At 70.0% G+C, this 13,565-nt stretch carries 12 protein-coding genes and 1 pseudogene; 1 reads left to right on the top strand and 12 read right to left on the bottom strand.

The window, feature by feature from the left end:
• Position 1 precedes the first annotated feature (1 nt).
• From QWU11_RS41070 to QWU11_RS41040, 7 genes are all read right to left on the bottom strand, one after another.
• Positions 2-850 carry an enoyl-CoA hydratase gene (locus QWU11_RS41070; protein WP_290119986.1) on the bottom strand — a complete coding sequence of 283 codons (849 nt, stop codon included), beginning with the start codon at positions 848-850 and terminating at the stop codon, positions 2-4.
• Entirely contained in the window at positions 847-2,412 is a 1,566-nt protein-coding gene (locus tag QWU11_RS41065; protein ID WP_290119985.1) for a FadD3 family acyl-CoA ligase, read from the bottom strand. Before QWU11_RS41065 ends, QWU11_RS41070 begins: the two co-directional genes overlap by 4 nt.
• Positions 2,409-3,425, bottom strand: a complete 1,017-nt coding sequence (dmpG, locus tag QWU11_RS41060; RefSeq protein WP_290119984.1) for a 4-hydroxy-2-oxovalerate aldolase — start codon at positions 3,423-3,425, stop codon at positions 2,409-2,411. The genes QWU11_RS41065 and dmpG overlap by 4 nt, the downstream gene beginning before the upstream one ends.
• Positions 3,422-4,387: an acetaldehyde dehydrogenase (acetylating) gene (locus QWU11_RS41055; RefSeq protein WP_290119983.1), complete on the bottom strand. Its 966-nt coding sequence runs from the start codon at positions 4,385-4,387 to the stop codon at positions 3,422-3,424. Before QWU11_RS41055 ends, dmpG begins: the two co-directional genes overlap by 4 nt.
• 93 nt (positions 4,388-4,480) lie before the next feature.
• Positions 4,481-6,784: a beta-glucosidase BglX gene (bglX, locus tag QWU11_RS41050; protein WP_290119982.1), complete on the bottom strand. Its 2,304-nt coding sequence runs from the start codon at positions 6,782-6,784 to the stop codon at positions 4,481-4,483.
• 144 nt (positions 6,785-6,928) lie between these two features.
• Complete coding sequence (locus QWU11_RS41045) at positions 6,929-7,195, bottom strand: hypothetical protein (protein ID WP_290119981.1); 267 nt, start codon at positions 7,193-7,195, stop codon at positions 6,929-6,931.
• A gap of 490 nt (positions 7,196-7,685) precedes the next feature.
• Entirely contained in the window at positions 7,686-8,573 is an 888-nt protein-coding gene (locus QWU11_RS41040; protein WP_290119980.1) for a hypothetical protein, read from the bottom strand.
• Between the two features lie 156 nt (positions 8,574-8,729).
• Between QWU11_RS41040 and QWU11_RS41035 the strand changes: the two are divergent.
• Positions 8,730-9,002, top strand: a pseudogene (locus QWU11_RS41035) (transposase); the annotation flags it as partial.
• 33 nt (positions 9,003-9,035) lie between these two features.
• On the opposite strand, the gene QWU11_RS41030 reads toward QWU11_RS41035, so the two are convergent.
• From QWU11_RS41030 to QWU11_RS41010, 5 genes are all read right to left on the bottom strand, one after another.
• Entirely contained in the window at positions 9,036-9,227 is a 192-nt protein-coding gene (locus QWU11_RS41030; protein ID WP_290119979.1) for an SAM-dependent methyltransferase, read from the bottom strand.
• Positions 9,228-9,325: 98 nt separating this feature from the next.
• A complete protein-coding gene (locus tag QWU11_RS41025; protein ID WP_290119978.1) occupies positions 9,326-10,291 on the bottom strand; it encodes a BadF/BadG/BcrA/BcrD ATPase family protein in 966 nt (321 codons plus the stop codon).
• Complete coding sequence (locus QWU11_RS41020) at positions 10,288-11,550, bottom strand: 6-phospho-beta-glucosidase (RefSeq protein WP_290119977.1); 1,263 nt, start codon at positions 11,548-11,550, stop codon at positions 10,288-10,290. The genes QWU11_RS41025 and QWU11_RS41020 overlap by 4 nt, the downstream gene beginning before the upstream one ends.
• The gene (locus tag QWU11_RS41015) at positions 11,547-12,443 is read right to left on the bottom strand and encodes a carbohydrate ABC transporter permease (RefSeq protein WP_290119976.1); all 897 of its coding nucleotides are present in this window, start codon (positions 12,441-12,443) and stop codon (positions 11,547-11,549) included. The genes QWU11_RS41020 and QWU11_RS41015 overlap by 4 nt, the downstream gene beginning before the upstream one ends.
• 11 nt (positions 12,444-12,454) lie before the next feature.
• Complete coding sequence (locus QWU11_RS41010; RefSeq protein ID WP_290119975.1) at positions 12,455-13,327, bottom strand: sugar ABC transporter permease; 873 nt, start codon at positions 13,325-13,327, stop codon at positions 12,455-12,457.
• Positions 13,328-13,565 lie beyond the last annotated feature (238 nt).

The raw sequence follows: 13,565 nt of genomic DNA, 5'->3' as shown, positions 1-13,565 counted from the left end.
CTCAGGTACGGCCGTTCTTCTCGGCCATGCCGCGGGCGTCCATCCCGGCCAGGGAGTCGCGGCCGACCTCGGCGTTGTGGGCGTGGGCGGCGTGGTGCAGGCCGAAGACCGAGTCCATCCCGCTGCGCATGCCCATCAGGTCCTCGGCCTGGTTCACCGCCTTCTTCGTGAGGGCCAGCCCGAGCCGCGGCATGGCGCCGATCCGTTCCGCGATGCCCAGGACCGTGGTCTCCAGGTCCGCGCGCGGCACGACGTGGTTGACCATGCCCAGCTCGCGCGCCCGCTCGGCGGGGACCCGGTCGCCGGTGTAGAGGAACTCCTTGGCGGCGCGCGGGTTCATCACCCACGGGTGCGCGAAGTACTCCACACCGGGGATGCCCATGCGCACCACCGGGTCGGAGAAGAACGCGTCGTCGGAGGCGACGATGAAGTCGCACGCCCAGGCGAGCATGAGCCCGCCGGCGATGCAGGCGCCGTGGACCATCGCGATCATCGGTTTGGGGATCTCGCGCCAGCGGCGGCACATGCCGAGGTAGACCTCGGACTCGCGGGCGAAGCGGGACTCGACGCCCTCCTTGTCGACGTGGTCCCAGTGGATCACGGCCTTGCGCTCGAACGACCGGTCGATGTCACGGCCGGGGGTGCCGATGTCGTGGCCGCCGCTGAAGTGCTTCCCGCTGCCGGCGAGGACGACGACCTTGACCTCGTCGTCGTCGACGGCGCGGGTGAAGGCGGCGTCCAGGGCGTAGGTCATCGCCGAGTTCTGCGCGTTGCCGTACCCCGGCCGGTTCATGGTCACCAGCGCGACGGGACCGCGCCGCTCGTAGAGGACCACCTGTTCTTCGGTCATGCCTGCTCCTCAACCGTGTCCTGCCGGAGGTTCCGCTTGAGCACCTTGCCGGACGGGTTCCGCGGCAGCGCGTCGACGAAGGCCACCTGACGTGGCACCTTGAAGCGCGCGAGGCGCTCGCGGCAGTGCGCGATCACGTCGTCCTCGGACAGCTCGCCGCGCCGTACGACGAACACCTTGCCCACCTCGCCGAGCCGCCCGTCCGGGACGCCGATGGCGGCGGACTCGACCACGCCGTCCAGCCGGGCCAGCACCTGTTCGATCTCGGCCGGGTAGACGTTGAAGCCGCCCGTGATGAACATGTCCTTGAGCCGGTCGGTGATGGTGAGGTAGCCCCGCTCGTCCACCCGGCCGACGTCGCCGGTGTGCAGCCAGCCGTCCGCGTCGACCGCCGCCGCGGTCGCCTCGGGGTCGTCGAGGTAGCCGAGCATGACGTTCTCGCTCCGCAGCAGCACCTCGTCCTGCGCGCCGATCCGCAGCTCGTAGCCGTCCACCGCGCGGCCGACGCTGCCGGCGACGAGCGCGTCGGGGTCGCCGGGCCGGCACATCGTGGCGACCACGGCCTCGGTGAGCCCGTACGCGGTCAGCACGAGGTCGAAGCCGAGCTCGGCCTGCATGCGCTCGACCAGCGCGACCGGGACGATGGTCGCGCCGGTCACCGCGAGCCGCAGGGAGCCGGTGTCGCCGCGCTCCGGAGCGTCCAGCAGCGCCTGGAAGATGGTCGGCGCGCCCGCGAGCAGCGTGACCTTCTCCTCGTTGATCATCCGCAGTGTCTCGGGCAGGTCGAAGACGGCTTGGGGCAGCATCGCCGCGCCGTGCAGCAGGCACACCAGGATGCCCGCCTTGTACCCGAAGCTGTGGAAGAACGGGTTGACGATCAGGTACCGGTCCTCCGCGCTCATCCGCCCGTGCCCGGCCCACGCGCGGGCGGTGCTCACCGTCTGGCGGTGCGCCGAGCGCGCGCCCTTGCTCCGCCCGGTGGTCCCGGAGGTGAACAGGATGTCGGCGTCGTCGCCGGGCGCGACGGCGTCCGCGAGCGCCTCCACCGCCGCGAGGGGCACGCTCTCGGCCAGGCCGGGCAGCTCGGCGTACGTCAGGACGCCGTCGGCCCCTCCGGCGTACGGGATGCGTACGAGGGCGGTCAGGTCGGGCAGGCCGGGTACGGGAGAGGCGTCGGGGCCCTCGCCCGCCGCGGCCTTCAGGAGCTCCTCGAACTGGTTCCGGCCGAGGAACCCGTCAGCGGCGAACAGGACCCGCATCCGCGTACGGCGCGCGATGTCGGCCGTCTCGTGCCCGGTGTACCGGCTGTTCACCGGGACGAGGACCGCGCCGACATAGGTGACGGCCAGCGCGGCGACCGCCCACCGCCAGGAGTTCGGCGCCCAGATGCCGACCCGGTCGCCGGGCTCGACGCCGAGCCCGATGAGCGCGCGGGCGGTCGTGCGGACCTCGGCGTGCAGGTCCGCGTACGACAGGGAGACCTCGCCGTCCAGGATCGCCTGTCGGTCCGGGTGAGCGCCCGCCGTCGCGCGCAGGACGCCGGGCAGGGTGAGAGCCGTCATGGGCCCGTGGTCGCGGCGGTCAGGTCGAGCGCGATGTCGACGATCATGTCCTCCTGCCCGCCGACCAGGCCGCGCCGGCCCACCTCCAGGAGGATCTGCCGTACGTCGATGCCGTAGTGCTCGGCGGCGCTCTCGGCGTGCCGGAGGAAGCTGGAGTACACCCCGGCGTACCCGAGCGTGAGCGTCTCCCGGTCCACCCGCACCGGCCGGTCCTGCAGGGGCCGTACGAGGTCGTCCGCGGCGTCCTGCAGCGCGAAGACGTCACAGCCGTGCTCCCAGCCCTGCAGGTCGGCCACCGCCACGAACGGCTCGATCGGGCAGTTGCCGGCGCCGGCGCCGTGCCCGGCCAGGGACGCGTCCACGCGCGTGACGCCCTCCTCGACCGCGACCACCGAGTTGGCCACGGCGAGCGAGAGGTTCTGGTGCGCGTGGATGCCGAGCTGGGTCGCGGGGTCCAGGACGTCGCGGTACGCGCGGATCCGTTCTCGTACGCCGTCCATGGTCAGGCGGCCGCCCGAGTCGGTGACGTAGACGCAGTGCGCGCCGTAGGACTCCATCAGCCGCGCCTGCGCGGCGAGGTCGGCGGCCGGGGCCATGTGGCTCATCATCAAGAAACCGGAGACGTCCATGCCCAGCTCGCGCGCCTTGGCGATGTGCTGCGCGGACACGTCGGCCTCGGTGCAGTGCGTGGCCACCCGTACCGAACGGACGCCCAGCGCGTACGCCCGCGTCAGCTCGGCGATCGTGCCGATCCCCGGCAGCAGCAGCGTGGTGATGACGGCGTTCTCGACGTTGTCCGCGACGGCCTGGACCCACTCCCAGTCGGTGTTGCTGCCGGGGCCGTAGTTGAGGCTGCTGCCGGCCAGCCCGTCGCCGTGCGCGACCTCGATCGCGTCGACGCCGGCGCGGTCGAGGGCGGACGCGATCCGCCCGACGTCGCGCGGGCTGATGCGGTGCCGGATGGCGTGCATGCCGTCCCGGAGGGTGACGTCCTGGATGTAGACCCTGGTCACCGGGCCACCTCCGTCTGCCGGTCCGCCCGGCGGGCGATGCTCTCGGCGGTGCGCAGCGCGGCCGAGGTCATGATGTCGAGGTTCCCCGCGTACGCGGGGAGGTAGTGCGCGGCGCCCTCGACCTCGAGGAACACCGTCACCTTGGTGTTCACCGGGCCCGCGCCCTCGGGCAGGAGCCCCCGCACGGGCTCGCCCTCGGCGATCGGGGTGAACTGCACCTGCTGTTTGAGCCGGTAGCCGGGGACGTACTCCCGTACGCGCTCGGCCATCTCGGCGACCGAGGCGCGGATCGCCTCGTGGTCGGCGTCGCCGATGAGGCAGAAGATCGTGTCGCGCATGATGAGCGGCGGCTCGGCCGGGTTGAGGACGATGACGGCCTTGCCGCGGCCGGCGCCGCCGATCTCGGCGACCGCCGCCGCGGTGGTCTCGGTGAACTCGTCGATGTTGGCCCGCGTCCCGGGCCCGGCCGACTTGGAGGCGATCGAGGCGACGATCTCGGCGTACGGGACCGGTGTGACACGGGACACCGCGTACACCATCGGGATCGTGGCCTGGCCGCCGCAGGTGACCATGTTGACGTTGTCGATGTCGGGCGCGTCCTGCCGCAGGTGCTCCTCGAGGTTGACCGGCGGCACGACGTACGGGCCGATCGCGGCCGGGGTGAGGTCGACGAGCCGCTTGCCGTACGGGGCCAGCCGCTCGGCGTTCGCGACGTGCGCCTTCGCCGAGGTCGCGTCGAAGATGATCTCGATGTCGGCGAACCCGTCGATCGCGATCAGCCCGTCGACGCCCTCGGCGGTCGTCGGAACGTTCATCCGGGCGGCACGGGCGAGCCCGTCGGAGTCCGGGTCGATGCCCACCATCGCGGCCATCTCCAGCGTCTCCGACAGGCGTATCACTTTGATCATCAGGTCGGTTCCGATGTTGCCGGACCCGATGATGGCCACCTTGGTCTTGCTCATCGCGGCTCCCTGACAGCGTCCCTGGTCGGCAGCCTCAGCCTGACCCAGCCGGGGACGCGCGCGGGACCGGAGTTCCACTCACCGGGATCGCCGTCAGCGGACCTTGAAGGAGACGTGCTCGCCGGCGGCAGAGCTGTCGCCGACATAGACGTCGATGGTGCCGGGCTCGACGACGAAACGGCCGCCGTTGTCGTAGAAGCCGACGTCCTGCGGGCCGAGCCGGAACGTCAGGTGCTTCGTCTGGCCGGGGGCGAGCGTGACGCGCTGGAAGCCGCGCAGGCGGCGTACGGGCTGGGAGATGCTCGCGACCGGGTCGTGGACGTAGAGCTGTACGACCTCGTCGCCGGTCCGCTTCCCGGTGTTCTTCACGTCGACGGTCGCGCTGATCCGGCCGTTCGACGGCATCGTGGACGAACTCAGTTTCGGCGCGGAGACGTCGAACGTCGTGTAGCTCAGGCCATAGCCGAACGGGTAGAGCGGATCGCAGGAGGGCAGGTCGCGGTAGCGCGAGGTGTACTTCTGGCTCGCGTCGCAGGGGCGGCCGGTCGGCTCGTGGTCGTAGTAGATCGGCACCTGCCCGAGCGCGCGGGGGAACGACACGGGGAGCTTGCCGCCCGGGTCGACCCTGCCGAACAGCACGTCGGCGACCGCGTTGCCGGCCTGCACGCCGGGGAACCAGGCCTCCAGGATCGACGGCGCACTCGCGGCGACCTTGGCCAGCGTCAGCGGCCGGCCGTTGAACAGCACGACGGTGAACGGCTTGCCGGTCGCCTTGATCGCGTCGATGAGCTCCTGCTGCCGGCCCGGCAGGTCGATGTCGCTGCGCGCGGCGGCCTCGCCGCTCTGCCCGCGCGACTCGCCGAGCGCGAGGACGACCTGGTCGGCGGCCTTGGCCGCCGCGACGGCCTGGGGGAAGCCCGCGTCGGACCCGCAGACGTCACCGGGCGTGTTGTCCGGCGGGTCCTTGTCGACGATCGTGCAGCCCTGGGTGAAGGTCGTCCTGGGGCTCTGCGCCTTGAGGCCCGCGTAGACCGACACGGCGTCCTGGTCGCGGCCCTGTCCCCACCAGGGGCCGAGCATGTCGTGCTGGTCGTCGCCGAGCGGCCCGATCACGGCGGTGGACTTGGCCGGGTCGAGCGGCAGCGCGTCGCCGTCGTTCTTCAGCAGGACCATCGAGCGGCCGGCCGCCGTACGGGCCGCGGCCACCGCGTCGGGCAGCAGCTGCGCGGCCTCGGCCTTGGCCGGGTCGACGTAGGGGTGGTCGAACAGCCCGGCGCGGAACTTCACCCGCAGGATCCGCCGTACGGCGTCGTCGACGCGGCGCTGGGAGATCCGGCCGTCGGCGAGCAGCTGCCTCCCGTAGTCGCGGATGTTGGTGCTGACCATCTCCGAGTCGGTGCCGGCGTTGAGCGCGAGCGCGCCCGCGCCGGGCCCGTCGGCCGCGACGCCGTGGCCGCAGGGGCCCTCGTCCGGCGTTCTGGGCGGGCAGGTGCGCATCTCCGAGACCGCCGTGTAGTCGCTCTCGACGAACCCGTCGAAGCCCCACTCGCGCTTGAGGATGTCGGTCTCGGTGTGGCCGTCGCCGCAGCCGGGCGAGCCGTTGATCGAGTTGAACGAGCACATCACGGTGTCGGCGCCGGCGTCGACCGCGGCCCTGAACGGCGGCAGATACAGGTTGCGGAGCCGCTGCTCGGACATGTCCGTGGTGTTGTAGTCCCGGCCGCCCTCGGGCTGGCCGTACGCGCCGAAGTGCTTGACGCTGGTCACGACCTTGTCCGGCGCGCTGTAGGCGGCGCCCTGCGCGGCCTTGACGCGGGCCGCCGCGAACACCGACCCGAGGTAGGGGTCCTCGCCCGCGCCTTCGGCGATCCGCCCCCAGCGCGGCTCGTGGGAGACGTCGACCATGGGGGAGTAGATCTGCTTGATGCCCACCGCGGCCGACTCGCGGGCGCCGTACGTGTCGTCGGCGGTCGCGACGCCGGGGTCGAAGCTGCTCGCCGCGCCGAGCGGCGTGGGGAAGACCGTCCGGTATCCGTGGATGGTGTCGTAGGCGAACAGGATGGGGATGTGCAGCCGGGACTGTTCGACGGCGACGTGCTGCAGGTGATCGATCTTGCGCGGATCGGTGAGGCTGAAGACGCCGCCGACGCCCTTCTCGGCGTCGTCGTCGGTCACCTGGCCGTCGGAGAGCAGCTGGATCTGCTGGAGCTTCTCGTCGAGCCGCATCCGCGACAGGAGGGCGTTGACGCGGGCCTCGACGTTCTGGTCCGCCGCCTGGCGCGCGGGCCGCATCGCGGTCTCGTCGGCCGGGTCTGCGGCGGGCGTCCCGGCGGAGGCCAGGGGGGCGAGCGTCATGAGCGCGGTCGCGATCGCCGCCACACGTCTTCTTCGGCCCATGGTCAGCTCCCGGCGTTGTGGGCGCTGCCGCTGTCCGGCGACACGCCCGAGCCTGTGTCTCCCCCGGGAAAGCCTGCGTTGTATGTCACGAATCGCCGGAATCGAACCATGGGCCTTTCGGCACCGTCAAGGCCGAAGTAGACCTCACGACCACTGTCTGCCGCTCCGTGTCCCGGCCTCGACGGTGCCGCGTGGCTTGAGAAGAGCTGAGTGCAGCGGGAAGGTGGCCGCGGGCGCGGATGGCCTTGCGGATGCGGGCGCACCGGTCAGCTGCAGCTTTTCGTTCCGAGCCCGGTCGACCAGCATCGCAACGAGCTCCTCGTCCGGCACCGCACTCGAGAGTGCCTGAACCCGGTCGGCCTGCTCGTTCTCCACGGCGATCTCCGTCATCGGACACATCTCCTTGATCATCAGATCCGCCGTTGATTAGACACTCCCGGCCCGACCGTGTGGGGAAACTGGAGGCAGGGCCCACGGCGTCGCGTCAGGTGTCGAGTGGCTCGGGTGGACTCCCGAGCTCGACAACATCATCGGCTGTGATTTCGCCACGTCTCATCCGCTCGTTCAGGAGCGCTCGTCGATCTGGGTGCTCTTCGATAAGAGTCATGGCGAAGAGTCGTAATTCCTCGTCGTCGGCATGACGCTTCAGCCATAGGGCGGCCTCGAAACGATAGTCTTCGTCGGATCAGTTATGCAGGTAGGAAACAAACTGATCGAGGAAACGGCTGTGACGGCAGCGGCCTGAAAGCAGTGTGTGATTTCCCAGGGCTGGGATTTCGACTGATCGAAGTTGATGGCGTAGACATCTTGAGAAGCGATGCGCCTTCCAGAACACCTTAGAACCTGCCGCCTGGATCCCGGCCTCTCGGGTTGCCCGTTGTGTGCGTGGATTGCAAAGCTGTCATGGTCCATACGGTTTGAAAGTCTTTGGGTCTTCCTCGTTCCACCAGTCCGGGCCGTGCGATCCGCTGGCGGCTGTGGCATACACCTTCTTATAGGCTCGGAACTTTTCGATCGGGAACCCATGGGTGTCGGTGGTCATATAGACGCCCGTGACGCGGAACGGCTCTCCGTGATCATCGACGGTGATCGTCTCGGACCTGTAGTCCCCTGTCACGTCCAGCAGCAGCCGGAAAGTGCAGTAGTGCTTTCGGGTATGCACTATAACGTGGTAAACGTAACCGTCGTTCTTCGTGAAATACTGAATGTGCGTCCTGAAGAAGTCTCTTCCGGTGAACTCCGGAAAATCATTTTCCAATCGCACTTCTTGTGCGATCGGCACCTGCTGATCGAGGTCGAAGCCAATTTCGCCAGGCCGTCCGGGACCCCCGGCAGGCGGGTTGAAAAAGAGCGTCCCGCTGAGTGGATCGGTGCAGGTCTTGGCCATGCGCACCCGTTCTAGGCGCACCTGCTGGGATGTCAGGGTGGACATCTTCAGATCGATGACCATGCCGTGCGCCGTGACCGCGCCTAGCCCTAGTATAAACCGGCTGTAACCATCGGTCCCGCCCTCCGTGGCCATCTCCTTCTGCCACTGTGCGATCGCTGCCTTGGTCAGCCGGATTTTGCCGGCCGCAGCCCAGGTCCCGCCGGCGTCCTCGGATGTGTCTGCCGTCGCTTTCACGATCAGGAGGGGCGGTTCGGCCGTGCGGGATGGGGAAACGCCGGAGGAGGTCGACGAGCCGGGCTTCGGTAGTCTGTCGATCAGCTTCTGGGTCTGGCCGGTGATGGTTGCGGTGATGGCGGCGACGAGTGCGGGGGCCATTATCACGGTGGTGACCCAAATCACGGTCCGTTTGTACCAGGGTTTCTCCGCGGGTAATCTCCGCTTCTTATTCGCCCACTTGGGCGTTGAGCGCCTCGGATCCGCCACGTCACCCTCCGTCGCACCGGCGAGCCTGAGCAAGATGTGCTCAATGTATCCCTCTGCAAGGGGATCCAATAGATCACTGCCCTGGCAATTGGACGCGGCCACGCGCGTCCTTGTCTTGGCGCAGGGCTATCCGCATTCTCACTCCGCCCCGGCAGAAGACGATCAAGGCCCCACACGCCGCTTCAGGCTGACGTGGAGTGCCTGCAGGGGTCCACCATCGTCCGATCGACGAACGCCGCTCGGGGCCTGCCCGCCTTCACCGGGGTGGCGGTGCATGACGGCTGGGCTCCTTATGACACCTACGGCCACGCCGCACACGCCTGCTGCAACGCTCACCTCTTGAAGGTGGTCGTACATCTGCGTGGTAATCGGCGCGTCCTAATTGCGGTGTGAATAATCCGACTTGCAACGGTCGTTGTCGACCCAGGCACCCCGGGCCTCTCGGTCGACACGCTGGGCGATGTCGTGAGTGGGACCCACCGTCGGGATGCCCGTGCCGATGTCGAGGAACTGGGAGATGCCGTCACCTCCGAACGTACGGTCGGCGACGCGTCGATCTTCGACAGCCACAGCCGGTCGGGTTCGGTCGAAGAGAGGAAGTCACCCGGGACGTCATCCACGCGAACAAGACTGACCAGTCGCGATCATCGCGTCACGAGACCCGCGCCTCAGGCGTAGTAGGCGCGCAGGCGCTCGTGGGCCTCCGGTGATGCGCCGGCGGCGTCCAGGCCGAGCAGTGCGGCGCCGAGGACGGGCGGCGCGTCGACGACGACGAGTTTGGCCTGCGGTGCGACGCGTGAGAAGCGTTCCTGGATCGCGGTCATCAGCAGTGCGTCCCGCGCCGCCAGGACGCCGCCGCCGAGGACCACCTCCACCGGCGAGTTCAGCAGCCCCAGCCGGCGCAGCACGACCGTGGCCAGCGCCGTCACCTCGTCCGCCTGGCGTTCGACGAGACGGGCGGCGACCTCGTCGCCGGCCGCCGCGGCCGAGAACAGCACCGGCGACAGCTCGCCGAGGCGGTCCTCGGAGATCTCCCCGAAGTGGATGCCGAGGCCGACCTCCAGCGCGGTGGCCACGCCGAAGTGCGCGGCGACCGCGCCGGCGAGCGCCGTCTGCGGGCCGCGGCCGTCCTCGGCGCGTACGCCGTGCCACAGCGCCTCCTCGCCGAGGTGGTGGCCGCCGCCCCAGTCGCCGGTGACCCGGCCGATCGAGGGGAAGCGGGCGACCTGCCCGTCCGGGCCGACGCCCGCGCAGTTGATGCCGGCACCGCACACGACGGCGACGCCCCAGCGTTCGGTGACGCCCGAGCGCAGCAGCGCGAACGTGTCGTTGCCGACCCGTACGTTCCGGCCCCAGTTGCAGGCCGTGATGATGCGGTGGAACTCCTGTTCCTCCTCCGGCAGGTCCACGTTGGCGAGGTAGGCCGACACGTGGTCGGCGACCGGCCACGACTCGGTCAGCCCGGCGGCCTCCAGGGCGCGCGTCACCGCGTCCGTGAGGGTGTTCACCGCCGCCTCGACACCGTCGGCGACGGGCCGGAAGCCGCCGCCGCGTACGGTCGAGAGCACCTTGCCGCCGGTGGTGAGGACCGCCACGTCGGTCTTGCTGTTCCCGCCGTCGATCGCGACGATCACGCGTCCACCGCCCAGGGCAGGTGGGCCGCGTTCGCGGCGATGAGGCGGCCGGCCAGATCGGTGGCCAGGCTCACCTGCCCGATCAGCGGATGGGCGAGCAGGGCGTCGGTCACCCGGTCGGCACCTCCCTTGCGCGCGGCCTCCAGGGCCAGCTCCTCGTAGGCGGTCACGTGCGCGATCAGGCCCGCGTACAGCGGCTCGACCGGGTCCACCGGCAGCGGGTCCGCGCCGGCGGAGGTGATGCGGGCCGGAACCTCGATCACCGCCTCGGGCGGCAGGAACGGCAGCCGGTCGCCGTTGCGCACGTTGACCACCTGGACGTCACCGCGGTCGCCGGCCAGGGACGCGACGAGGTCGACGGCGGCCTCGGAGTAGTACGCGCCGCCGCGCTGCTCCAGGAGCTGCGGCTTCACGTCGAGCGAGGGGTCGGCGTACATCTCCAGGAGGCGCTCCTCGATGGCCGTCACCTCCTCGGCGCGTGACGGGGCGGACAGCTGCTCGGCGACGACCGCGTCATGTTCGTAGTAGTACCGCAGGTAATAGGACGGTACGACACCGAGCCGCCGCAGGAGCGCGGGAGGCAGGCCGATACCGGACGCGAGGTCCTCGGCGTGGTCGGCGAGCAGCTTGGGCAGCACGTCCTCGCCGCCCACGTGCACGCTGCGTTCCCAGGTCAGGTGGTTGAGGCCGACGTGGCCGAGCCGGACGTCGGCGGGCGCGACGTCGAGCAGCTTCGCGACGTGCCGCTGGATTCCGATCGCGACGTTGCACAGCCCGACCGCGCGGTGCCCGGCGTCCAGGAGGGCGCGCGTGACGATGCCGACCGGGTTGGTGAAGTCGACGATCCAGGCGTCCGGCGCGAGGGCGGCGACGCGGTCGGCGATGTCCAGGACCACCGGCACGGTGCGCAGCGCCTTGGCGAGCCCGCCCGCACCGGTCGTCTCCTGCCCGACGCAGCCGCAGGTCGGCGGGAGCGTCTCGTCCACGTGCCGGGCGGCCTGGCCGCCGACGCGCAGCTGCAGGAGCACGGCCCCGGCGCCCTCGACCCCCTCGTCGAGCACGGTCGTCGTACGGATCACGCCCGGATGGCCGTACCGCGCGAAGATGCGGCGGGAGAACCCGCCGACCAGCTCCAGGCGGCGCTCGTCGGGATCGACGAGCGCGAGCTCGGAGACCGGCAGCGTGTCGCGCAGGCGGGCGATGCCGTCCACGAGTTCCGGCGTGTACGTCGAGCCGCCGCCGACCACACAGAGCTTCAACCCTTCACTCCCGTCAAGGTCACGCCCTGGATGAACACCCGCTGGGCGAGGAAGAAAACAATGATCACCGGAAGTACGGTGAGGAGCGTCGCGGCCATGGTGAGGTTCCACTCCACGTGGTGCGCGGCGCGGAACGTCGACAGGCCCACGGCCAGTGTCCACGAGTCCGGTTTGGCGTAGATCAGCGGCCCGAAGTAGTCGTTCCAGGCGTAGAAGAACTGGAACAGCGCGACCGCGGCGATCGCCGGCCGGGCCATCGGCAGGATGACCCGCAGCATCGTACGGAGCTCGCCGCAGCCGTCCACCCGTGCCGCGTCGGCGTACTCCTTGGGGATCGTCACCAGGAACTGCCGCAGCAGGAAGATGGAGAACGCGTCCCCGAACAGCATCGGGATGATCAGCGGCCACAGCGTCCCGGTCAGGTGGAACCGCGCCCACATGATGTACATCGGCACGATCGTCACCTGCGGCGGCAGCATCATCGTGCTGATCACCAGGACGAACGCGAGCTTGCGGCCGCGGAAGCGGAACCGCGCCAGGGCGTAGGCGACCGGGATGCTGGAGACGAGCATGAAGACCGTCGCGAGCACGGCGTACATCAGCGTGTTGAACAGCCAGTGCAGCATCGCGCCGTGGTCGGTGGTCAGCGCGTGGCCGAAGTTCTCCCAGTGCCAGCTCTTGGGCCACAGGCTGCCGGTGAGGGTCTCGTTGCTGCTCATCACGGCCGTCAGGAACATGAAGATCAGCGGCGCCAGGAACATGATCGCCAGGGCGATCGCGACCGCGTGCGTCGCGATCCAGTACAGGCGCTGCCTGCGCCGTTCCCGCCGGGCGACCTGCGGCGGGCGGCGTGCGGCGGAGGCGCGGCGTACGTCGAGAGTCGTGCTGGTCATGGGGCCTCCCTTCAGTTGTCGTCGGCGAACGCGTGGAACTGGCGGAGCAGGATGAGGGTGAAGAACATGGCGACGGCGAACAGCACGAGCGCCAGCACGCACGCGTAGCCCATGTTGAACTGCCGGAACCCCTCGTCGTACAGGACCTGCGGGAAGGTGAGCGAGGCGCCGTCGGGGTAGCCGGGCGCGGTGGTGGTGCCGGCCTGGTCGGCGTTGCCCTGGGAGACGTGCGCGGCGACCATCGCCTGCGTGAAGTACTGCAGGGTCTCGATGACACCGGTGACCGCCGAGAACATCAGCACCGGCGAGATCGTCGGCAGCGTGATGCGCCGGAACCGCTGCCAGGCGTTCGCGCCGTCGATCGCGGCGGCCTCGTACAGGGTCTTGGGCACGTCGAGCAGCGCCGCCAGCAGGATGATCATGACGTCGCCGATGGCCCACAGCGAGAGCAGCGTCAGGCCCGGCTTGGTCCAGGTCGGGTCGTTGAACCAGTCCGGCAGGTTGATGCCGATCTTGGCGGCGATGTCGTTGATCGGTCCGGTGCCCGGGTTGACCACGAACACGAACGCGACCGTCGCGGCGACCGGCGGGATCAGGAACGGCAGGTAGAAGATCGAGCGCAGGATGTTGCCGCCCTGCCGGATGTTGGTCAGCAGCTGCGCGAGACCCAGGCCGAACAACACCCGCAGCGGGACCAGCACCACGACCAGCCACAACGTGTTCTTGATCGCCGTCCACGCGTACGGGTCGTGGAGCAGGAACCGGTAGTTGGTCAGCCCGATCGGCGTGAGCTGGAACAGGTTGTAGCGGTAGAAGGAGAAGTAGACCGTCGCGGCGAGGGGGTAGGCGAAGAACAGCGCGAACCCGATCAGCCACGGCGACATGAATCCGAGGACCCGCAGGCCGTGGCGGCGGGGCGCCCCCGCCCCCCCCGCCCCCCCGGCGGGGTGTGGGGGGGGCCCCGGGGGCCCCCCCCGCCCCCGCCGCGCCCGGGGGCCCCGCGTTTTGACCCCCCGCCGGGGCGGGTGCCGGGGGGGGCCCCGGGCGCGGGGCCCCCGCGCCGGGGCGCACAGGGGGGACATCACCAACGAGTCGCCGCCCGGGGCCGGGGGGGGGGGCGGC

It is taken from the genome of Actinomadura sp. DC4 (assembly GCF_030406325.1).
Lineage (GTDB): Bacteria > Actinomycetota > Actinomycetes > Streptosporangiales > Streptosporangiaceae > Actinoallomurus.
Note: the sequence above shows the minus strand (reverse complement) of the source record. Positions and strands in the feature narration are given on the sequence as shown.